The sequence below is a fragment of the Mesorhizobium ciceri WSM4083 genome, from assembly GCF_000519305.1.
GTDB lineage: Bacteria > Pseudomonadota > Alphaproteobacteria > Rhizobiales > Rhizobiaceae > Mesorhizobium > Mesorhizobium ciceri_B.
In genome coordinates, this window is the sequence record NZ_KI912610.1 from 56,853 (window position 1) to 78,531 (window position 21,679).

The following is a 21,679-nucleotide window of genomic DNA, read 5'->3' on the forward strand; positions in this document are numbered from 1 at the left end:
GTTCCGGTGACAGGACATATAGGGACGGTAAAGCCAGCCGAAAGACAAGGCGCGGTCGGCGGGAAGCGTAGACCTACTTCTTCGCCATCTGCTTCTTCACCAGATCGATCTTCTGGTCGGTGAGCGGGATGGGGATTGTGTAGCCGGCTTCGGTAAAGCCCTGCTTGGCATTCTCGAAGAATTCGATCGCCTTTTGATATTCGGCCTTGCCCCCGCCATAGCTGGCCCGGTTCCAGCTGACGTCACCGAGATTGTTCTGCCCGAAGGCCCATTGCAGGGGCAGGCTTTCCCTGGTGAACACCTTCAGCGTCGCCGTGAAGGCGGCCTCGGCATCACCGAGATATTTGCCGGTGCGTTCGAGATTGCCGAGGTTGAGCAGGCTCATGCCGACGCCGTTCTGGGCGTTGGCCCAGTCGATTGGCGCGGCGTCGACGGTCAGCACTTCGAGTGCTGCCCGCCGTGCGGCGATTGAATCCTGCAGGGTCTTGGGATTGGCATCGCTCATGCTCAGCCAATGCAGCGTCGAGCCGAGGCCGGCCTGGGCCAGCGCCCATTGGCGCGGGTTCGTCTCGCGCTTGTATTCGCGCAACGCATCGCGGTAGGCGGCAATGGCCTCACCGTAATGCTCCGGCCTGTCGGTCACGCCGCCCAGAAGCTGCAGCGTGTTGCCGAGATTGTAGTGGCTCATTGCCCAGTCCCGCGGAAATTTCCGTCTGACATAGACCTGCCGCGCGGCCCGGAACGCCGCCGCCGACTGCTCCAGTTTGGCCGCGTCGCGAGTGCGCTGGCCAAGCGTCTGATAGATCGAACCGAGATTGTTCTGCGCCGACGCCCAGTCCATCGGGAAACGCTGCCGGGTAAACACCGTCAGCGCATCGTCATAGGCCGCAGCTGCCTCTTCGAGCGCGCCGGTGCCCATATCGAAGCGGGCGACACCGCTCAGCGCGTTGCCGAGGTTGAGCCGGCTGGTTGCCCACGAAACCGGGAAGGTCTCGCGGGTTCGCACCTCGAGCGCGGCCCGGAACGCGTCGGCCGCCTCGTTTATCTTCGCCTTGTCGTTGAGCTGAATGCCGAGCGACACCAGCGTGTTGCCGAGGTTGTTCTCGACCATCGCCCATTCAACCGGCGCCTTTTCGCGCGTGTATTCCTCAAGTGCCAGCCGGTAGGCGGCCTCGGCTTGCGCCAGATGTTCGCCGGCGGCCTCGCGCTCGGAAAGCGCATAGAGCGCCAGGCCGAGATTGTTCTGCGAGGCGGCCCAGTCGAGCGGCACTTTTTCGCGCGGGCGTTTCTGGAGCGTCGCGCGCATCGCTGCCACCGCCTCGTTCAGGCGCTTCGGGTCGCTCTCGCGTTCGCCGATCTTCAACAGCACATTGGCCAGATTGTTCTGCGCGGCGGCCCAGTTGAGATCGTCCTTCTCGCGCTCGAACACGACAAGGGAGGCGCGAAAGATCTGTGCGGCCTCTTCAAGGCGCGCGGTCTCCGTCTCGCGCTCGCCGATGGTCTGCAGCACCACCGCCATGTTGTTGCGGGTGATCGCCCAGTCGAGATTCAGCTCGCCATTGGGGATGAAGTTCAGAATGGTGCGATAGGCCTCGATGGAGTGCTTTAGCGCATCGAGGTCGCCGGTGGCGTAGCCGTAGGCGTTCAACGCCTCGGCTTCCTGGTTCTTGTAGTTCCAGCGCAGCTTGTCGTCCCATTTTTCGGCCAGCGAAAACGCCTTGGCGTAGTCGCCGGCGGCCGATTTGTAGTCGAAGACCAGCCCCGAGGCATCGGCGCGCCTGGCATAGATCGCGGCGTCGGCAAGGCGCTTCTGCTTGACGAGATCCTCGGCCTCATCGACTGCATCGCTGGTCTGCTCGACCCGGCCGACCGCATCGTCGAGGAATTTGCGCGCCGTCACGATGGCGCCCTGGCCGATCGCCTTGTCGGCGGAGGCGACGAGGCGTTTGATCTCTGGATCGTCGGTGCGCAAAGCGGCGCGCTCGGACATCATCTTCTTCAGGCGCTCGGCCTGGGCATCGAGCACCTTTTGCAGGTCGGTTGGATCTTCGGGTATCTTTTCCGTGCCGAGCGCCTTCAGCACGCCATAGAGCGCGTCGAGCGGCACGCCTTCCTGCAGCGAAGCCAGTTCCACCTGCGCCCGTTTGGGGTCGGGCAGGTCGGAAATCGTCAGCAGGAGCTGGCGCCTTTCGCCTGTGATCAGCCCGTCGTCGCCGGTCGGCTCCACTGGTGCGACGCCGAAATAGAGCAGCCGGCGCAGGCTTTCATTGACCCAGGGGCGCTGCTTTGCCTTGGTGTCGAGATAGACTTCCTCGGTCACGATGCGCATGACCGAGCCGAACTCGGTGCCCTTCATCGCCGCGAGGTGGCGCAGCAAGGCGGATGCGTAGGGGCTGTTTTCGCCGGCGGCGCCATCGAGTGCCGGGCGACCCGGTTCGGCGGCAAAGCCGACCACCGTACCCAGGCTCGCGTCGGCCGCCGGCGCATTGCCCAGAGCCTTGGCGCCGCGCACAGGTTCCAGCCCGCCGGCACCGATGGGCGAGGCGGAAGCGGTCGGTGAGCGCCGTACCACTGCGTCCGCGGGGAATGGATTGGTGCGGCAGGCGTCGAGCAGCATGATCGTCACCGGCACTGTCTTTTTCAATGCCTCCATGACGGCAGATATCGGCACAAGGCTGGTGCCGGCATCCTTCAGCGACGACACGTCGGCATCGACCGGAACCAGATAGTTTTCGCCGCCGGCCTCGATGCCGTGACCGGAATAGTAGATAAAGGCGACATCGGCGCCGTCGGCATCTTCGGTGAACCGCTCCAGGTCGCGCTTCAGCTTGGTGGCGTCGCGGTCGGTGACGCTGCGCGCGTCGAAGCCAAGGTCGGTCAGCATCTTGGCCATGTCGCGGGCGTCGTTGGCGGGGTTGGGGAGGGCGGCGATGTGCAGGTAATTCGACTGGCCGATGATCAGCGCCACGCCCTTGAGGCTTTTCGTCTCGGCAACCGCAAGCGCGGTCGCGGCAAGACAAAGCAGTGCGGCGGCGAAAGCCGTCAGCCATGCCCGCCGCAAACGACTAAGGTTCGAGAGTCCGACAAAGGCCATTTGTCGTTCGTGTCCGCCCTGATGATCCAAACCCTCTATAACCCTGCCAGCCGACGATGATCAAATTCAGGCGCGATTGCGTCGCGGTCGTGGCTCGCCTATCACGGGAAACTCGCCTGTCACGGTAAAAATGTCTCCGCTCACCGAAACCGTCCTTTTCGTCTTCAGCCTTGTCGCGCTCGGCTATCTCGCCGGGTTTACCGGCTATTTGAAGCCAGCGAGTGGCGAGGGGATATCGGAATTTGCCATCAACGTGGCGATGCCGCTGCTTCTGTTCCAGACGATGGTGAAGTCCGATTTCCACGGCGTGGCGCCATGGTCGCTGTGGGGCGCCTATTTCGCCGCGGTCGCCATCACTTGGGCCGCCGGCCATCTGGTCACCACCCGTATCTTCGGCAGGGATGCCCGCGCCGGCGTCGTCGGCGGGGTTTCGTCCGCCTTTTCCAATATCGTGCTGCTCGGCGTTCCCTTCATTCTTGGCATCTTTGGCCCGAGCGGATTCGAAGTGCTGTCGCTGCTGGTCTCCGTTCATCTGCCGATCATGCTGATGGCCTCGATCGTGTTGTTCGAAGTCTTCGGCCGCGGCAGCGGCGAACCCGTGCATCCCTTGCGCGTTATCCGGAGCTTCCTCAGGCGGCTTTTCATGAATCCGTTGATCATCGGCATTCTGGCAGGCCTTGCATGGCGCATCACGGGTGCGCCGCTGCCTGATGTCGCCATGCGCCTGGTCGATGCGCTGGCCGATACGGCCGGTCCGGTGGCGCTGTTTGCCATGGGGCTCAGCCTGCGCCGCTTCGGCATTTCGGGCAATGTCAGGCCGGCGTTGGTGCTTTCGGTGCTGAAGCTGTTCCTGATGCCAGCGCTGGTCCTGGTCTTCGTCTGGCTGCTCGGCCTGCCGCCCTTGACGGCCAAGGTGGCGGTGATGGTGGCCGCGATGCCATCCGGCGTCAATTCCTATCTGATCGCGGTGCAGTTCAACACCGGCCAGGCGTTGGCGTCGAACCAGATGACCATCGCCACGGCCTGCGCCGCCGTCACCACCGCTTTCTGGCTGACTGTCGTCTTGCACGTTTTCGGGTAAGGCATCGGAGCTAAGGACGTCAGCTTGCTCTCGTCTCGCTGTGGCCCAAGCCCTATATGCCATCTTGCGATTGCTTGCGGGCCTTGCCCTCGGTAAAGAGCAGTGGCTCCGGCGTGCCGGCTTCAGTCCATGGCGCACGCTCATCGAAGATTTCACAGACCGGCCCGTCAGGGCGCTGAACGGAGGATAGACCATGCTTCAGAAAACCAGCCATTTCATGCGGCAGGCCAATCTCATCAACGGCGAATGGGTGCAGGCCGACAGCGGCCAGACGGTCGACGTCAACAACCCGGCCACCGGTCTCAAGATCGGCACCGTGCCGAAGTCGGGCAAGGCCGAGACCCGCCGCGCCATCGAAGCCGCCGCGGAAGCTTTCAAGACCTGGCGCAAGACGACCGCGCTCGAGCGCTCGAAGCTGCTGCGCAAGCTGCACGACGCGATGATGGACAACCAGGACGTACTGGCCGAACTGCTGACCATCGAACAGGGCAAGTCGCTGTTCGAATCGAAGGGCGAGATCGGCTCCGCCGCGGCCTACATATTGTGGTTCGCCGAGGAAGGCCGCCGCACCTATGGCGACGTCGTGCCCTCGCCGTGGGCGGATCGCCGTATCCTGGTGACCAAGGAGCCGGTCGGCGTCATCGCCGCCATCACGCCGTGGAATTTCCCGTCCTCGATGCTGGCCCGCAAGCTCGGCCCGGCGCTCGCCGCCGGCTGCACCGCCGTGGTCAAGCCTGCATCGCAGACACCGTACTCGGGTCTCGCCTGGGGCGCGCTTGCCGAGGAAGTCGGTTTCCCCAAGGGCGTCGTCAACATTCTGACCGGTTCGGCCAGCGAGATCGGTGACGAAATCTGCGCCAATCCGCTGGTATCCAAGATCACCTTCACCGGCTCGACCGAGGTCGGCAAGCTTCTCATCCAGAAATCGTCGGTCACCGTCAAGAAGGTGTCGATGGAGCTCGGCGGCAACGCGCCGTTCATCGTTTTCGACGACGCCGACCTCGAGCGTGCCGTCGCCGGCGCCATCACCGCCAAGTATCGCAATTCCGGCCAGACCTGCGTTTGCACCAACCGCTTCCTTGTCCAGGCTGGTGTCTATGACAAGTTCGTCGAGAAGCTTGCTGCCGCCAGCAACGGGCTGAAGGTCGGCTCCGGCCTCGAGGACGGCGTGCAGCAGGGGCCGCTGATCGACGAGAAGGCGGTCGAGAAGGTCGAGGAATTGATCGCCGACGCCACATCCAAGGGTGGCAAGATCGTCGCCGGTGGCAAGCGCCATGCGCTCGGCGGTTCGTTCTTCCAGCCGACGGTCATCGCCAACGCGACACCCAAGATGCGCTTCATGAAGGAAGAGATATTTGGCCCGGTCGCACCGGTGTTCAAGTTCGAGACCGAAGAGGAAGCCGTCGCCCTCGCCAACGACACCGAATTCGGCCTCGCCTGCTACTTCTACACCGGCGATCTCGGCCGCGCCTTCCGTGTGATGGAAGGGCTGAAATACGGCATGGTTGGCGTCAATGAAGGCCTCATCACCACGCCGGAAGCGCCGTTCGGTGGCGTCAAGGAATCCGGCCTTGGAAAGGAAGGCGGACATCAGGGCATCGAGGATTACCTCGACACCAAATATGTCTGCATCGGCGGCCTCGGCCTCTGATAGGCTATTCCTGAGATGGGGAGGCCAATGGCCTGCCCATCTCTCATGGGAAAACCAGCCGAAGTCTTCTGGATCAACTGGCATTTACGGGCATGGCGATGAAGGACGGCGAGGTTTTCGGCACGACGCAGGCTGGCGAGCAGGTGCGTCGCTTCACGATCAGGGGCGGCGGCATCACCGCCAACATCATCGGTCTGGGCGCGATCATCCAGGATCTGCGCCTGACCGGGCACGATGCGCCGCTGGTGCTCGGCTATGACAGTCTGGAAGGCTACGAGACGGATACGGCCTTCTTCGGTGCGGTCGTCGGCCGCTATGCCAACCGCATCCGCGACGGCCGCTTCACCATTGGCGGCAGCCGCTACCAGACCGAGCAAAACTTCCTCGACAAGCATACGCTGCATGGCGGTTCGCAAGGTTACTCCCGCCGGCCGTGGACGGTTTCCTTGCATGGCAGGGATTTCGTCACGCTGACGCTGCATGATCCCGACGGCACGATGGGCTTTCCCGGCGCGCTCGATGTCACCTGCACCTACCGGCTGAAGATCCCCGGCACGCTCAGCGTCGAGCTGACGGCCACCTGTGAGGAGCCGACGCTGTGCAATCTCACCCAGCATTCCTATTTCAACCTGGACGATGGCGGCGCCGGCGACATTCTCGACCACAGGATGATGCTGAATGCCGGCGCCTACCTGCCGGTCGATGGCGACATGATCCCGACCGGGGTGGTCAAGCCGGTTGACGGCACGCCGTTCGATTTCCGCCAGGCGCGGCCGCTGCGCATGGAGACCGAGGGTGAACAACTGCCCTACGACCAGAATTTCTGCCTTGCTTCGGCACGCGGGCCGCTCAAGCAGGCGGCATGGGCGCAAGGCGCCAGTTCCGGTGTCGAGATGGAGGTCTGGACCACCGAGCCCGGCGTCCAGCTCTATACCGGCCAGTATGTGACGCCGCGGACCGGGCTGGAAGGGCGGAACTACAAGGCCTTTTGCGGTTTCTGCCTCGAGCCGCAGATTTGGCCGGATGCGCCGAACCGGCCCTATTTCCCGCAGGCGACGCTGTGGCCGGGCGCGATCTACCACCACGTCACGGAATACAGATTCCGGTTACCTTAGCCTTCGAAAGCCGCCCGCAGCGTCTCGAACGGCGCCAGTGCGCCACGTACCTGCACCACGGCGGCGGCGACACGATGGGCACGGCGCGTGGCTTCCAGCGGACCGTGGCCAGCAAGTCGAGCCGCAAGATAGCCGCCGTTGAAGGAATCGCCGGCGCCCGTCGTATCGACGGGAGTGGCGACATGGATCGCAGGGACTTCGCGTAATGTTTCTCGTTGGGCAATCAGCGCCGGCGCTTCGCCGTTCTTGACGACGACCTCGCCAATCAATTGCCCGAGCCGCTCCGCGGTCGCTTGCGGCGTTGTATCGCCGAACAGCATCTGCTCGTCGGGGAAAGTCGGCAATGCGATGTCGGTGACGGCAAGGGCTTCGACGATCGCTGCCTGCGCCTCCTCGCGCTCACGCCAGAGCCGCGGCCGGTAGTTGGGGTCGAAGGCGACAAGTGAACCAGCCGAGCGCGCCTTGGCGACAGCCGCCAGCAACACGGCGCGCGCGGCCTCATCCAGAATTGCCAAGGTGATTCCGGAAAAGTAGACAAGCGCCTGATTTTCCAGGTTTTTCGACAGCGCAGCCGGATCCGAGGCGAGTTGCCGGGCAGCAGCGTCGGAACGCCAGTAAGTGAAGGAACGCTCGGCCCCGGTCAGCGTGATGGCATAGAGGCCGGGCCGTGCGCCCGCTATGACCGGGCTGGAGCCGATGCCGATGCCGTTCTGGCCCAAGAAATCGATCTGGCCTTGCGAGAAGGGATCGTCGCCGAAGGCTGAGACATAGGTTGCCGGCCGCTCAGCGCTCAGTGCATGCAGCGCCCACAGGGTGTTAAACGTGTCGCCGGCAAAGCCCATGCGCCAGTTCGGTCCCGTCTGGCCCGACAGTTCGAGCATGCATTCGCCGATCGAGGCGACGCCGTTTCCCGCCATCTACAATCCTCCAGTGATCCCGGTGCTGTAGCTTTTTGCCACCGGCAGCGCCATGCTTGGCAAGCAGGGTTTTTTCCTTCACAGCGTTTTCCCACAGGCTGGCGGGATGCGATCCGTCCGGCAGAGCGTTGTCTGCGGAAGAGGAACCGGTTTGGCATCGATATGGCGTTATCTTCTGGCGGGTCTTGGTCTGGCTGCCTTGCTGGTCGGCATTCTCGCGGTCGTCTTCCTGACGGCGCCGCGGTCGTCGCTGCCTGCCGGCCCGGATGTCTCGCGGACGAAGAACACCGCCAACGCGCTGTTCGTGGCCAGCTTCGCGCCGGAGCGGGGTGTCGTACGGCAGGGCGAACTGCAATCCTGGCTGTTGACCTTGAAGACAAAGGCAGGAGTTCCGGTGGAAGGTGCCGCGATCGCGATTTCGGGCGGCATGCCACTGCACAGTCACGGCCTGCCGACCAGCCCGCAGGCAACCGACTATCTCGGCGACGGGCGTTATCGAATCGAAGGAGTGAAATTCACCATGAGCGGCTGGTGGCAGTTGCATTTCGCCATCTCGGCCACCGCCGGCTCCGACACGGTGCTCTTCAACGTGGTGCTGTGAGCAGGACATGAGGCGGCTTTCGCGTTTTCTGGCGCTGATGATGGCCGTTGTCCTCGCCGGTTGCACGAAGCCGGATTTTTCCGACGCCGAGAAGACAACCATCGCCTCGCTGGCGCTGTCGTCCCTGCCGGCGCTCAAGCCCGACACCACCAATCGTTTTGCCGACGTGCCGGTGGCTGCCGCACTCGGCTCGACGCTGTTCTTCGATCAGGGCATGAGCGGTGACGGGTCGGTATCCTGTTCGACATGCCACAAGATCGACCGTCAGTTCCAGGACGACCTGCCGCAGGCGATCGGCGTCGGCCGCACCAACCGGCGCACCATGCCACTGGCCGGCGTGGCGCGCGATCCCTGGTTCTTCTGGGATGGCCGCCGCGACAGCCTGTGGGCGCAAGCGCTGACGCCGCTCGAAAACCCGCTGGAGCAGGCGGGAAACCGCACCGCCTACGCGCATTACATCAAGAAGCGCTTCGGCGAACGCTATGAGCGCATCTTCGGGCCGCTGCCTGACTTTTCCGGCATGCCGTTGAATGCCAGCCCGCTTGGAAACGATGCCGAGCAGGCTGCCTGGAGCGCGATGAGCGGCCCACAGCGTGACGCTATCAACGGCGTCTTTGCCAATCTAGGCAAGGCGATTGCCGCCTTCGAACGCTCCATCGCGCCGGCGCCAACGCGCTTCGACCGCTTTGCGCTGGACCTCGCCACCGGTGCCGAGCCGAAGGGCGATGCTGTCTTTTCCAAACAAGAAATCCTTGGGCTTAAACTGTTCATCGGCAAGGCCAATTGCGTGACCTGTCACAACGGCCCGCGCTTCACCGACAACAGCTTCCACAACACCGGCGTGCCATCCGTTGCGGGTCTGCCGCCGGATCGCGGCCGTATCGATGCCGTGCACCAAGTCGAGGCAGACCCGTTCAACTGCTTCGGCGCCTATCGCGATGGCGACGTCAGCGCCTGCGGCGAGTTGCGCTTCATGGTCAAGGATGCGCCCGAACTTGTTCGCGCCTACAAGACGCCATCGCTGCGCGGAGCAGCAACGCGGCCGCCCTATATGCATGCCGGACAGTTTTCGTCGCTCGACGAGGTGGTGGCGCACTATGCGAAGGCAGCGCCTAGCGTCGAGGGTGTATCAGAAGTTCACCCGTTGGAGCTGTCGGAGCGCGAGCGTGCAGCGCTGGTGGCGTTTTTGAAGACTCTTGCGGAGTGAGCTACCGATCCTTGACCGTCTCCATGGCCACGAAGGTCGAGGTCTGGGCGACGTGGGGCAGGGCTGAGATGCGCTCGCCTAGCACGCGCCGATAGGCGGCGATGTCCCTGGTGCGGACTTTCAGCAGATAGTCGAAGCTCGACGCCATCATGTGGCACTGCTCGATCTCCGGCACAGCCTGTACGGATCGGTTGAAGGCGTCGAGCGCGGCGGATCGGGTGTCGGACAATTTCACCTGGACGAAAGCGACATGGCCTTCGCCCATGCGCTCGCGGTCGATGATCGCCTGGTAGCCTCGGATGTAGCCGTCCTTTTCCAGCCGCTTCACCCGCGCCTGCACCGGCGTCTTCGACAGGCCGACCTTTGCCGCCAGTTCGGACATGGAAAGCCGGCCATCGCTTGCCAGCGCCGACAGGATGTTCCTGTCGATGCGGTCCAATTGGTCTTCTGTCATCGAAAATGCAGTCCATATGTCAATTCTAGGCCACTAAGATAGATCGAATGACCTGTAATGTCGATTTCTTTGGACCGGTCGAAATTTCGCACTTGTGCTAGCTTGCGCCATTCGGTCCGGTGACCGCCGGCCCGATCCCCTTTGCTCGATCCACGGGACCACCATGCCAGCGCTCGATGCCATCCGCCAGCAGATCCGCGCCAACTACCTGCCCGACGAAGACGAGGCCGTGAAGCGGCTTGCCGAGGCGACGGGGCTCTCCGGGAAAGACCGCAAGGCGATCTCGGCTCGCGCCGCCGATCTGGTGCGCGCGGTGCGTGGCTCGTCCGATCCAAGGCTGATGGAAGTCTTCCTCTCCGCTTACGGTCTCTCCACCAAGGAAGGCGTCGCGCTGATGTGCCTGGCCGAGGCGCTGCTGCGCGTGCCCGATACCGAGACGATGGACGACCTCATCGCCGACAAGATCGCGCCGCACGACTGGTCGGCGCATTCGGGCGGTTCGAGCTCCATCTTCGTCAACGCCTCGACCTGGGCGCTGATGCTGACCGGCCGCGTCCTCGATGAGGGCGAGGGCGGCATCGAGGGCACGCTGCGCTCGATGGTCCGGCGGCTCGGCGAGCCGGTCATCCGCAAGGCGGTGGCCGCCGCCATGCGCGAGATGGGTGAGCAGTTCGTGCTCGGCCGCACCATCACCGAAGCCGTCAAGCGCGGCCGGCCGATGACCCAGAAGGGCTATCTCTATTCCTTCGACATGCTGGGCGAAGCGGCCCGCACCGAGGCCGACGCCTTGCGCTATCTCAAGGCCTATGCCGACGCGATTTCGTCGCTCGATTCCGGCTCCAACGGTCCTGACATCAGGCAGAACCACGGCATCTCGGTCAAGCTTTCGGCGCTGCATCCGCGCTACGAGGTGGCGCAGAAGGACGAGATGCTGCCTGTGATGGCAGACCGACTCTTGTCGCTGGCGTTGGCCGCGCGCCATTCGCGCATGGGTCTCAACATCGATGCCGAGGAGGCCGATCGCCTCGATCTGTCGCTCGACGTCATCGAGCGGGTGCTGGCCGAGCCGGAACTCGCCGGCTGGAACGGCTTTGGTGTGGTGGTGCAAGCGTATGGGCCACGCGCGGCCTTCGCCATCGATTGGCTCTATGCGCTGGCGAAGAAATACGATCGCAACATCATGGTGCGGCTGGTCAAGGGCGCCTATTGGGACACCGAGATCAAGCGGGCGCAAACGCTCGGACTCACGGGCTATCCCGTCTTCACCCGCAAGACCAACACCGACGTTTCCTACATGGCTTGCGCGAAGAAGCTGCTTGGCATGACCGACCGCATCTATCCGCAATTCGCCACTCACAACGCGCATACGGTCGCCGCCATCCTGTCGATGGCTGACAATCGCGACGCCTTCGAGTTCCAGCGCCTGCACGGCATGGGCGAGGCGCTGCACGAGACGGTGCGACGGTCCGAAGGCACACGCTGCCGCATCTATGCACCGGTCGGTGCGCATTCCGATCTGCTGGCCTATCTGGTCCGCCGGCTGCTGGAGAACGGCGCCAACTCCTCCTTCGTGCACCAGCTGACTGATGAGGATGTCGAGCCGGAGGACATTGCGCGCGATCCGCTCGAAACGATCGAAAGCCAGGGTCCGGCCGCCAATCCGGCGATTGCCCGGCCTTCCCAGATATTTGGGGCCGGGCGTCGCAACTCGAAAGGATTCGACATCAGCGACACGGTGACGCTGGCGGCGATCGACAAGGCCAGAGCGGCCTTCGCCGGGCCGGATCGTTGGCATGCCAAGCCGATCACGCGGGCCGCCGGCTACGGCAAGCAGCGTCCGATCGTCAATCCGGCCAAGCCTTCCGAAGTGGTCGGCACGGTCAGCGAAGCCGCTGCCAAGCAGGTCGCGACCGCCGTGCGCTTTGCGGTGGAGGCGCAGCCGGCCTGGGCAAAACGTCCTGTCGCCGAGCGCGCAGCGATCCTCAACCGCGCCGCCGATCTCTACGAGACGAATGCCATCGAGTTCTTCGCACTCGCCACCCGCGAGGCCGGCAAATCGCTGGCCGATGGCGTCGCCGAAGTGCGTGAAGCCGTCGACTTCCTGCGTTACTACGCCACTGAAGCGGCCAATGCGGAGGCGGGCACGCAAGCGCGGGGCGCCATCGTCTGCATTTCGCCATGGAATTTCCCGCTCGCCATCTTCACCGGCCAGATCGCGGCAGCACTCGTCACCGGCAATTCGGTCATCGCCAAGCCGGCCGAACAGACGCCGCTGATCGCCTTCCGCGCCGTCGAGCTGCTGCGCGAGGCCGGCGTGCCGGAAGACGTCATCCAGCTTCTGCCCGGCGACGGCCCGTCGGTCGGTGGCCCGCTGACCGCTGACCCGCGCATTGCCGGCGTTTGCTTCACCGGCTCGACCGAGGTTGCCAAACTGATCGAAAAGCAACTGGCCGAGACCGCCGCGCCCGACGCCATGCTGATCGCCGAGACCGGCGGCCTCAACGCGATGATCGTCGATTCCACCGCGTTGCCCGAACAGGCGGTGCGCGACATCCTGGCATCGGCGTTCCAGAGTGCCGGCCAGCGCTGCTCGGCGCTGCGCGTGCTCTACGTGCAGAAGGACGTCGAGAAGAAGATGCTGGAGATGCTGAAAGGCGCCATGGAAGCGCTCAGCATCGGTGACCCCTGGCGGATTTCGACCGATGTCGGCCCGGTCATCGATGACGAGGCGCAGGCTTCGATCCGCGAGTACTGCACGAAAATGGGCCTGCAGGGCCGGCTGATCGCCAAGCTAGAGGCACCCAAGGAGGGGCGCTTCGTCGCGCCGCACGTCTTCCGGGTCAAGGGTATCGAGGACATGGAGCGCGAGGTGTTCGGGCCGGTGCTGCATGTCGCCAGTTTCGACGCCGACGAGATCGACGCGGTCATCGCCGCCATCAACCGCAAGGGCTATGGCCTGACCTTCGGCCTGCACACCCGTATCGAGGGCCGCGTGCAGCATTTCGTCGACGGCATCCATGCCGGCAACATCTATGTCAACCGCAACCAGATCGGCGCCGTCGTCGGTTCGCAGCCGTTTGGCGGCGAGGGGCTTTCAGGCACCGGACCGAAGGCCGGCGGCCCGCACTACCTCCGCCGCTTCCGCAAAGGGCCGGAGGCTGGCACCCATGTGCAGGATGGCCACAAGGTCACGGCGACCGAGCTTGCCGACAATCTGCCCGATCCCGCACTTGGCGGCTGGTCGACGCGGCCCGACCGGATCGCCATTCTGAGGAAGCATCTGCGCGGCAAGGGTGCCGCGGCCATTGGTGCGGCCGCCGGCATCGATTTCGGCCAGGTCGACCTGCCCGGGCCGACCGGGGAGGCCAACACGCTGTCGCTGTCGCCACGCGGGCGGGTGCTGTGCCTTGGTCCCGATGGCGATACGCTGCTGGCGCAGACGATCCAGGCGCTCGCCGCCGGCAATGCGGTGCTGGCCGTTGCTCCAGGAGCGCCGGCAGCCCTTTCCGCGCTGACCGGCAAGGGCCTGCCGCTGGCGGCTATCGACGGCCGGCCGGATCCGGTCGAAGCGCGCTCGCTGCGCGTCGATGTCGTCGCCTTTTCCGGCACGTCCGAGGCCGCCCGCATCGTGCGCAAGGTCATCGCCGACCGCTCCGGCCCGATCGTGCCGCTGGTCAGTGAGGTGCTGAACCCGGCGGCCTATGCGCACGAGCGGGCGGTCTGCGTCGACACGACGGCCGCTGGCGGCAATGCGAGCTTGCTGGCCGGAGCTTGACCCCCGGCCAGTCGTTTATGCATGTCGTTGTCCCAAAACCGGGACCACTTTGGGCGGCATGCATTACGCGCCTTCGACGACCGAAAAACCCTCGAACTGGGGGTGGCCGAGATAGTGGACCTTTGTCGTGCCGACGTTCCTGTGGGCGGCGCGGAAATTCTCGGACTTGGTCCAGGCGATAAAATCGTCGTGGCTGGCCCACACCGTGTGCGACGCGAAAAGCGTGTAGCCTTCGGTCTCGTTGACCGGGCCACGCAGCAGATGGAATTCCCTAAACCCCTTCATCTCAGCAAGGCTGGAATCGCGGTTCTTCCAGACGGCTTCGAAGTCGTTCTCCGAGCCGGTCTGCACCTTGAAGCGGTTCATTGCGATGTACATGGCGGTTCCTTTCGTGCGGATGTTGATGATTGGCGGCTGCAGCGTTTGTTCTGCGCACATTCAAAATGGGCCGATTTCGGTCTCGAACTCCAAATTTGCGTTTGCTGCCTGTGGTGGAATCGGAGGGAAGGGGGCTGCCTTGCGGACAATGCCAAGCGCTGCCTGATCGAAAGCCGCCGATCCTGAGGTTTCCAGAATGCGCAACTCGTTTATGTTGCCCTTCCTGCCTATGACGAATGTGACAACCGCATTGTTGCGTGCCGCCAGCTGTAGGGAAGGCGGGAGGGTGCGATTGACGCTGCCGAGCTTTCTAAAAACATCGCCGCGGTAGTTGTCTTCCGCGGCCGTGCCTGCCTCTTTTTGCCTTTTGCCCTTGCTGGCTGCTTGCGCCGACCGGTCCTCGCCATCCGCCGTGCCGCGCTTCTCATCCGCCATCTTTGAAGGGGCAGCTGCCGGAGTTGGCCTGGCTCTAGGGATTGGAGGCCGCTCCGGAACGGCGACAGGCGCTTGCGTGCTCTCGGCCTGAACGGTTGGCTGCGCCGACGTTTCGGTCCTGGGAGCCACGCTCTGGCCATCGGGGCGTGGGACGCCGGCCACCAATATGTCTGGGGCAACCGTCTGCTGTTTGACAGGTTCCGGCTTGGTCGGCGGCTTTGCCGCTTCCTCGGCTGGCCGAGAAGGCTCTGTTGGCGGCGTTGGCTTGGGCGTTGCTGGCTGTGGTTTGGCCGGTTGCGGGTTCGGCACCAGTGCAACGTTTATTGCCGCCGGGTCCTTGTCCAGCGCGCTGCCAGCCATCTTGGTGCCCGACTGTTCACTGCCTTCCGGCTGCTCGGCGTCCTGGAAACTGGAAATCCCCGTAGGGGAGATCAGAAAGGCCGCTGCCACCGCGGCATGGAGCAGGCAGGAGACGGCGATCGCTGCCGTCCATTTGCGGTTCCAGGCCGATGGCCGCGGCAGCGCGAGCGGCTCGGTTGGCTCTATGGTCAGCTCGGCGCCGGCCTCGGGGAGGGGATTGATGTCCTGCATGTCTCGCCGCGAGACCTGCAGCGACAAGAGCAGAGTTGTCAAATCAAGATCGTTCGCCGGCAGTCTGCTATCGCCGGCCAGAGGCTGCACTACGGTGTTTCGCGGGAATGCGGGATGCAGTCCCACCTCAGACGCCGAAAGCGATACCGGTCTTGGTGTCGGTTTTCAGCTTGCGCATGCAGGCGTTCGGTTCGATGCCGGTGCCGGTGCATTCGGTCGCGCTGTTGATCAGCACGCGGCTGACTTTCGAACATTCGGTGCCGGCCAGATCGAAACGCGTCACCTTGGTCTTGCCGGCCGGCAATTCCTTGAAATCGAGCACGGTCAGCCGGTCGACGACGCCGGCCTCGTTGAACAGGGCGATCTCGAACGCAGCCTTGGACAGGTCGGCGCCGAGATTGTTGTTGACCACGAACGTCAGGCGGCAACCCTTGTCGGAAGGTTGCGCGCCATTGAGTTCGAGGCTGAGTGCGGGGACCGGCGCGGACTCTTGTGCCCACGCCGGAACCATCGCAAGCGACATCGCCAGCGTCGAGGTCAGCAGACGAAGGGATGTCATCAAGCTCGTCATAGTCATCAGCCTCCAAACCGCATCGTTGCCGCCAGCTTCAGGGTGATGCCGGGCTCGTACACCGCAACTGTCGTGCTGCCATTCAACGGGTTGGCGTATTTGACATCAAACAGATTGTCGGCGCGTAAATCGACCTTCAGATTGTCCGTTGCCTGGTAGCTCGCAAATGCATTGACCAGCGTATAGTCCTCGGCCACCGCATTGCCCTTCGGCTTGCCATTGTACTGCACTTCGCCCCCGACGGTCAGCTTGTCTTCGAGGAAGCGCAGGCCGAGCTGGGCAGTGACCTGGGAGGAGGGGATGGTGGCAAGATCTGCCCGGTCGCCTTCATACGATATGGTATGCCCATTGATGATGGAGGCTGAGAGTCCGGCATAGCCCCATGAGGCGTCGTAAACGCCTTCCATCTCGAAGCCGTTGATCTTGGCCTTGGCGAAGTTCTGATACTGGAAGCAGATCGGGATGCCGGGGCCGAACGGGCAGCCGCTGGTCGGGTCGAATGCCGACAGCGTCACACCATCGATATAGTCGTCGACGTCATTGTTGAAGTAGGCGGCCTTGAGACGGAACGCGTCGCCGGCCTCGAGGATATCGTTCTGCTTGTAGTTGATGCCGAATTCGGTCGTCTTGCCGGTCTCAGGGCGCAGATTGGGATTGGGCAAGAACGGGAAGCTGACGCCTGCCGGATGATTGCCGCTGATCAAGGTCTCGGTGATCGATGGCGAGCGATATCCCTCAGCATAGGTGCCATAGAACTGAAGGCCGGCAAGGCCTGCCGATTCGAACGGGGAGACGCCCACGGTGACCCGCGGCGATACCCTGTCGCCAGAAATGTCGTGGGTGTCATCCTTCAGGCTGTAGCTGTCGTAGCGGAGACCAGCGATGATTTCGAGCCAATCCCAGGTGAGCTTGTCCTGGACATAGGCGCCGGAAACGTTGCGCTTGCCCGAAGGCGTGTAGAAGCTGTCGCCGCCGGCTGCGCCGCCCGTCTTGACGTTGTCGCCGACCCAGTCGCCGCCGTAGGTCAGTTCATGCGCGATGCCACCCGTTTCGAACCGGGACGTATTCCAGATGTCGATGCCGGTCGTGCCGACATCGAATGTGGATTGCGATCCTGTCGGCAAGACAACCGGAAGACCGGTGACCGGATCGAAGCGGTTTTGCGGGACAAGGCTGGTCAGATCGAGATTGGTCTTGTTGTAGGAGGTGTTGATGTGGAGATCGAGCCAGCTCTTGTCCTCATCCGTGATGTTGTAGCGCGCCGTGAAGGTGTTCGACTTCAGGTCGACGTCATTGACCGGCGCACCGCCGCTGATCTCGTTCCAGCCGTCGCTTGAACCGACCCAGCCGAGCTTCAGTTCGCTGTTGTCGGTCGGGCGAATACTAGTCTTGAGCAGGCCGCTCAGCACATCGAAGCCGGTGCCCTTGACGGTGTCGCCACCGCCATCCTTGTAGTCGTCATAGTTGCGGTAGACGATGTTGCCGAGCACATCCCAGTTCTCGTTGAGGCGGTAGGCGCCGGATGCGCTTGATGTCCAGCCCTTGCCGTTGCTCTCATAGCGTCCCGTGACGGAGCCGGCCCATGTTTCTTCCGGCTTGAGGAAATCCTCGGCGTCCTTGGTATCGAAGAAGACAACGCCTCCGATGGCGCCCGAGCCGTAGGTGTTGGCTACAGGACCACGGATAACATCCACGGATTTGACGAGTTCGGGGTCGATGTAGAACGTCGACTGCGTGCCGTGGTCGGAACGCTGGAAATTCTGTCGTGCGCCATCGACGATGACCGCGACGCGACCGAAATCCTGCAGGCCACGGATGTTGATGCTGGTGCTGACGCGTCTGGCGTCGGCCTGCGCCGCGACACCGGGCACGCCAAGCAGCATCTCATTGGGCGTCGTCGCCATGCGGCGGTCGAGCTGTTCCTGGCCGACATGGCTGGCCGATGCCAGCGATTCGATCGCCGTCTCGCCGGTGCGGCTGATGACGAGGATCTTGTCGAGCAGCGTTGCTCCCGCTGGTGCGGCCTTTTCCTCTTCAGCCTTCTTCGTTTGATCTGCAGGCTGCGCCGCCTGCTGGGCGTTGGCCAATTGCGCCGACAAGGCGATAGCCGCCACGCCTGCCAGCAATGCCGCCGCGCCGTTCGCCGCCGACCGGCCACGCCATTCCCAAGTCACCAACCCCATGCCCCAACTCCAAAGTCCAGGTTTCATGCTGGCTGGCCCGGGGCTGGCTGGCATTTTTGATCGTCTCCGGCGTCTTAAATGTTGACTCATTTGATCCGGTATTGCACTGACTAATAAACATGATTATTCAAGTCAAGAAATGAATCGGATTACGCAACGCCTAGCCAGACGCCCGGCACAGGAAAGGGATCGACAGAGATGAACACCCACAATCCCAACGATTTTCGCTATCGCGTCCGCCGTTCCGACGATATCTCGGCCCCCACCCGTTTCGACCGGGTTCCGCTGGCGGTGCGAACCCTGTCCAGCAACACCCTGTTCCAGGGCGAGCACGAGATCGGCATCGAGCATCATGGCGCGCTCTACCGACTGAAGATCACCCGCCAGGGTAAGCTCATTCTCAACAAGTAAGGCTAGAGCGGTTCACCGTTTCACGGAAACGCCGAACCGCTCTATCTCTTTGTTTTAACGCAATTCCGGACGGAAAACCGTTTCATACTTTTCCTGGAATTGCTCTAGGCAGCAAGGACGAGACATGGACCAGCGCGTAAAACCCGCCCCGCATGAAATCCGGCGGGCACGGACAGACAATCCGAAGATGCGCGAGCGTGATCTGGCTGCCCAACTCGGCATTTCGGAAGCCGAACTGGTCGCCGCGCATTGCGGCGACGGCGTCGTGCGTGTCGAGCCGCGCGTCAACGATCTTCTGACCGGCCTCGAGGCCGTCGGCGAGGTCATGGCGCTGACCCGTAATGAGAGCGCGGTGCACGAGAAGATCGGCGTCTATGACAAGGTCATCACCGGCAACCACAACGCCATGGTGCTTGGCGAAAACATCGACCTGCGCATCTTCCCGAAAGTCTGGGCGCACGGCTTTGCCGTGGAAAAGCGCGACGGCGACGAGATCCGCCGCAGCCTGCAGTTCTTCGACGCGGCAGGCGAGGCCGTGCACAAGGTGCATCTGCGGCCGGCCTCCAGCCTCTATGCCTATCAGAAGCTGGTTGCCGTGCTCGAATCGTCCAATCAGGAGCCGACCGTCGACATTTCAGGGCCACTTCCCGATGACGACATCCATGGCGACGAAACGGCCGCCAATCTCGACGATCTGCGCGACCGCTGGAGCCGGCTGACCGATGTGCACCAGTTCTTCGGCATGCTGAAGACGCTAAAGCTCAGCCGCCGGCAGGCGGTGCGCCTGGTCGGGCAAGACTATGCCTGGCAGCTCGACAATGATGCCGTCCGGGCCATGTTTCATCACGCCGCGGAGGACGAGATGCCGATCATGTGCTTTGTGGGAAACCGCGGCTGCATCCAGATCCATTCCGGTCCGATCAAGTCGATCAAGCCGATGGGGCCATGGATCAACGTGCTGGACGAAACCTTCCACCTGCATCTGCGGACCGACCACATCCAGGAGGTCTGGGCGGTGCGCAAGCCGACCAAGGACGGTCATGTCACCTCGCTCGAGGTCTATGATGCCGACGGCAAGATGATCATCCAGTTCTTCGGCAAGCGCTATGAAGGCGAAAGCGAGCGTGACGACTGGCGCTTCCTGGCGGAAAACCTGCCGCGTATCCCAAGCTCGACCGCAGCCTGAGGAAAGTAAGATGCGTTTTTTCCCCGGACTGTCGGCTGTACGCGGATCGATCCTTGGGTCGATGGCCGGTCTTTCCCTGGCTTTTGTCGCGCTGCAACCTGCAAGCGCTGCCGAAGGCACGGCCGTGTTTGCCGATCCCTCGAAGATTGCGGCCATTGGCGGCTCGATCACCGAGATCGTCTATGCGCTCGGCGAGGAGAAGCATCTGGTGGCGCGCGATTCCACCAGCCGGTACCCAAAGGCGGCGCTTGATCTGCCCGATGTCGGCTACATGCGCGCGCTGTCGCCGGAAGGCGTGCTCTCGGTCAATCCGACCGGCATCCTTGCGCTGCATGGCAGCGGTCCGAAGGAAGCCGTCGATGTCTTGAAGAAGACGAGCGTGCCGTTCATCGAAGTGCCCGAGCACTATAGCCACGAAGGCATCCTCGAGAAGGTCCGCATTGTCGGCAAGGCGCTCGGCGTCGACGCCAAGGCCGAGGTGCTGGCCAGGGAGCTCGATGCCAAGCTCACGGCCGCCGAACAGCAGACGGCTTCGACCAAGGAGCGCAAGCGCATCCTGTTCGTTCTGTCGATCCAGGGCGGCAAGATACTGGCGGCCGGCAGCGAGACCGCCGCCGACGGCATGGTCAAGCTGGCCGGTGGCGTCAACGCGGTCGAGGGCTTTTCCGGCTACAAGCAGATGTCCGACGAGGCGATCATAACCGCCAGGCCTGACGTGATCCTGATGATGAGCAATGCCGGGCCTCCGGTCTCGGATGACGAACTGTTCGGCAATCCGTCGATCGCCTCCACGCCGGCCGGAACGGCGCGCAAGCTGATCCGCGTCGACGGCGCCTATCTGCTCGGCTTCGGGCCACGCACGGCTGATGCCATCCACGACCTCGCTGTCTCGCTTTATGGCGGGCAGGTCACGGACTGAACGGGCGGATCATGGTCGATCAATCGATCGCCGGCCCGGTGATGGCAAGCGTATCCGAAGGCGACCGGTCGGGCCGCGCCCGCATCGTCATCCTTCTGCTGTGCCTGGGGCTCGCGGCTGCCGTTTTTCTGTCGCTGACATCGGGGGCTTCGGACGCATCGGCCGTCAATGTCATCGGGGGCTGGCTGTTCGGCACAGTGCCCGGCGACGCCGCGGTGAGCGCCCGCGACAGCCTGATCGTCTATGACATCCGCCTGCCGCGCATCATCCTCGGCATGCTGGTCGGCGCGGCGCTCGCGGTCTCCGGCGCGGTCATGCAGGGGCTGTTCCGCAATCCGCTGGCCGACCCCGGCCTGATCGGCGTCTCGGCCGGGTCGAGCCTCGGCGCGGTTGCCGTCATCGTGCTCGGCGCCACGATATTGGCTCCGGTGACCGCCTTGCTCGGCACGCTTGCACTGCCGCTGGCGGCCTTCTGTGGCGGGCTCGCCACCACGCTGGTGCTTTATCAGGTCGCGACACGACGGGGGCAAACCTCGGTTGCCACAATGCTGCTCGCCGGCATCGCGCTGGCGGCGCTCGCCATGGCGCTGACCGGCATCCTCATCTTCATGGCCGACGATCGCCAGTTGCGCGACCTGACCTTCTGGCAACTCGGATCGCTCGGTGGCGCGACCTGGGCGAAGATCGCGTCGGTAGGGCCGATCATCGTGCTGGCGCTGGCGGCGATGCCGTTCCTGGCACGCGGCCTCAACGCGCTGGCGCTTGGCGAGGCGACCGCCGGTCATCTCGGCATTCCGGTGCAGCGGCTGAAATACATGGCTATCGTCGGCGTCTCCGCAGCTGTCGGCGCATCCGTCGCCGTCAGCGGCGGCATCGGCTTCGTCGGCATCGTGGTGCCGCATCTGCTGCGCCTGCTGATTGGTCCGGACAATCGCTATCTGCTGCCGGCGTCGGCGCTGCTCGGCGCCTCGCTGCTGCTTCTGGCCGATGCGGTCGCACGCACCATCGTTGCGCCGGCCGAACTGCCTATAGGCATCGTCACCGCGATAGCGGGCGCTCCGTTTTTCCTTTGGATCCTGCTGCGCAAGCGCGGCGTGGTTGATTTGTGAG

General features: G+C 63.6%; 17 protein-coding genes. 10 read left to right on the forward strand and 7 right to left on the reverse strand.

Annotated features, from left to right (window positions below; genetic code table 11):
• Positions 1 to 73: 73 nt before the first annotated feature.
• Positions 74 to 3,094, reverse strand: a complete 3,021-nt coding sequence (locus MESCI2_RS0126025; RefSeq protein WP_027039037.1) for a caspase family protein — start codon at positions 3,092 to 3,094, stop codon at positions 74 to 76.
• A gap of 130 nt (positions 3,095 to 3,224) precedes the next feature.
• Between MESCI2_RS0126025 and MESCI2_RS0126030 the strand changes: the two genes are divergently transcribed.
• The 3 genes from MESCI2_RS0126030 (at position 3,225) to MESCI2_RS0126040 (ending at position 6,941) form a co-directional block, all read left to right on the forward strand.
• Positions 3,225 to 4,175, forward strand: coding sequence for an AEC family transporter (locus MESCI2_RS0126030; RefSeq protein ID WP_027039038.1), 951 nt, complete (start codon positions 3,225 to 3,227; stop codon positions 4,173 to 4,175).
• Between the two features lie 193 nt (positions 4,176 to 4,368).
• The gene (locus MESCI2_RS0126035; protein WP_027039039.1) at positions 4,369 to 5,826 is read left to right on the forward strand and encodes an NAD-dependent succinate-semialdehyde dehydrogenase; all 1,458 of its coding nucleotides are present in this window, start codon (positions 4,369 to 4,371) and stop codon (positions 5,824 to 5,826) included.
• A gap of 92 nt (positions 5,827 to 5,918) precedes the next feature.
• Positions 5,919 to 6,941, forward strand: coding sequence for an aldose epimerase family protein (locus tag MESCI2_RS0126040; protein ID WP_027039040.1), 1,023 nt, complete (start codon positions 5,919 to 5,921; stop codon positions 6,939 to 6,941).
• On the opposite strand, the gene MESCI2_RS0126045 is transcribed toward MESCI2_RS0126040, so the two are convergent.
• On the reverse strand, positions 6,938 to 7,858 hold the full coding sequence (locus MESCI2_RS0126045) for a sugar kinase (RefSeq protein ID WP_027039041.1): 921 nt from the start codon (positions 7,856 to 7,858) through the stop codon (positions 6,938 to 6,940). The two genes, MESCI2_RS0126040 and MESCI2_RS0126045, sit on opposite strands and share 4 nt — an antisense overlap.
• A 151-nt stretch (positions 7,859 to 8,009) precedes the next feature.
• Between MESCI2_RS0126045 and MESCI2_RS0126050 the strand changes: the two genes are divergently transcribed.
• Together MESCI2_RS0126050 and MESCI2_RS0126055 are read left to right on the forward strand one after the other, a co-directional pair.
• Positions 8,010 to 8,459: a FixH family protein gene (locus tag MESCI2_RS0126050; RefSeq protein WP_027039042.1), complete on the forward strand. Its 450-nt coding sequence runs from the start codon at positions 8,010 to 8,012 to the stop codon at positions 8,457 to 8,459.
• Positions 8,460 to 8,466: 7 nt separating this feature from the next.
• Positions 8,467 to 9,666, forward strand: coding sequence for a cytochrome-c peroxidase (locus MESCI2_RS0126055; RefSeq protein WP_027039043.1), 1,200 nt, complete (start codon positions 8,467 to 8,469; stop codon positions 9,664 to 9,666).
• Position 9,667: 1 nt separating this feature from the next.
• Here the strand turns inward: MESCI2_RS0126055 and MESCI2_RS0126060 are convergent, their stop codons facing one another.
• Positions 9,668 to 10,120, reverse strand: a complete 453-nt coding sequence (locus tag MESCI2_RS0126060) for an Lrp/AsnC family transcriptional regulator (protein ID WP_027029407.1) — start codon at positions 10,118 to 10,120, stop codon at positions 9,668 to 9,670.
• Between the two features lie 163 nt (positions 10,121 to 10,283).
• Here MESCI2_RS0126060 and putA point away from each other — a divergent pair, with 163 nt between their 5' ends.
• Positions 10,284 to 13,895 (forward strand): bifunctional proline dehydrogenase/L-glutamate gamma-semialdehyde dehydrogenase PutA, encoded by a 3,612-nt coding sequence (putA, locus tag MESCI2_RS0126065; RefSeq protein WP_027039044.1) that lies wholly within the window; start codon positions 10,284 to 10,286, stop codon positions 13,893 to 13,895.
• A 63-nt stretch (positions 13,896 to 13,958) separates the two neighbouring features.
• On the opposite strand, the gene MESCI2_RS0126070 is transcribed toward putA, so the two are convergent.
• The 4 genes from MESCI2_RS0126070 to MESCI2_RS0126085 all read right to left on the reverse strand — a co-directional run bounded on the left by MESCI2_RS0126070 (position 13,959) and on the right by MESCI2_RS0126085 (position 18,053).
• The gene (locus MESCI2_RS0126070; protein WP_027039045.1) at positions 13,959 to 14,273 is read right to left on the reverse strand and encodes an antibiotic biosynthesis monooxygenase family protein; all 315 of its coding nucleotides are present in this window, start codon (positions 14,271 to 14,273) and stop codon (positions 13,959 to 13,961) included.
• A gap of 60 nt (positions 14,274 to 14,333) precedes the next feature.
• Positions 14,334 to 14,708 (reverse strand): energy transducer TonB, encoded by a 375-nt coding sequence (locus tag MESCI2_RS1000000139070; RefSeq protein ID WP_245270476.1) that lies wholly within the window; start codon positions 14,706 to 14,708, stop codon positions 14,334 to 14,336.
• Between the two features lie 718 nt (positions 14,709 to 15,426).
• Positions 15,427 to 15,870 (reverse strand): hypothetical protein, encoded by a 444-nt coding sequence (locus MESCI2_RS0126080; RefSeq protein WP_027039047.1) that lies wholly within the window; start codon positions 15,868 to 15,870, stop codon positions 15,427 to 15,429.
• A 5-nt stretch (positions 15,871 to 15,875) separates the two neighbouring features.
• Positions 15,876 to 18,053 (reverse strand): TonB-dependent hemoglobin/transferrin/lactoferrin family receptor, encoded by a 2,178-nt coding sequence (locus MESCI2_RS0126085; RefSeq protein WP_027039048.1) that lies wholly within the window; start codon positions 18,051 to 18,053, stop codon positions 15,876 to 15,878.
• Between the two features lie 198 nt (positions 18,054 to 18,251).
• On the opposite strand from MESCI2_RS0126085, the gene hemP reads away from it, so the two are divergent.
• The 4 genes from hemP (at position 18,252) to MESCI2_RS0126105 (ending at position 21,678) form a co-directional block, all read left to right on the forward strand.
• Positions 18,252 to 18,464 (forward strand): hemin uptake protein HemP, encoded by a 213-nt coding sequence (hemP, locus tag MESCI2_RS0126090; protein ID WP_027039049.1) that lies wholly within the window; start codon positions 18,252 to 18,254, stop codon positions 18,462 to 18,464.
• Between the two features lie 124 nt (positions 18,465 to 18,588).
• A complete protein-coding gene (locus MESCI2_RS0126095; protein ID WP_027039050.1) occupies positions 18,589 to 19,650 on the forward strand; it encodes a hemin-degrading factor in 1,062 nt (353 codons plus the stop codon).
• A 10-nt stretch (positions 19,651 to 19,660) separates the two neighbouring features.
• Positions 19,661 to 20,569 (forward strand): heme/hemin ABC transporter substrate-binding protein, encoded by a 909-nt coding sequence (locus tag MESCI2_RS0126100; protein ID WP_027039051.1) that lies wholly within the window; start codon positions 19,661 to 19,663, stop codon positions 20,567 to 20,569.
• A gap of 11 nt (positions 20,570 to 20,580) precedes the next feature.
• Positions 20,581 to 21,678, forward strand: coding sequence for a FecCD family ABC transporter permease (locus MESCI2_RS0126105; protein ID WP_027039052.1), 1,098 nt, complete (start codon positions 20,581 to 20,583; stop codon positions 21,676 to 21,678).
• Position 21,679 lies beyond the last annotated feature (1 nt).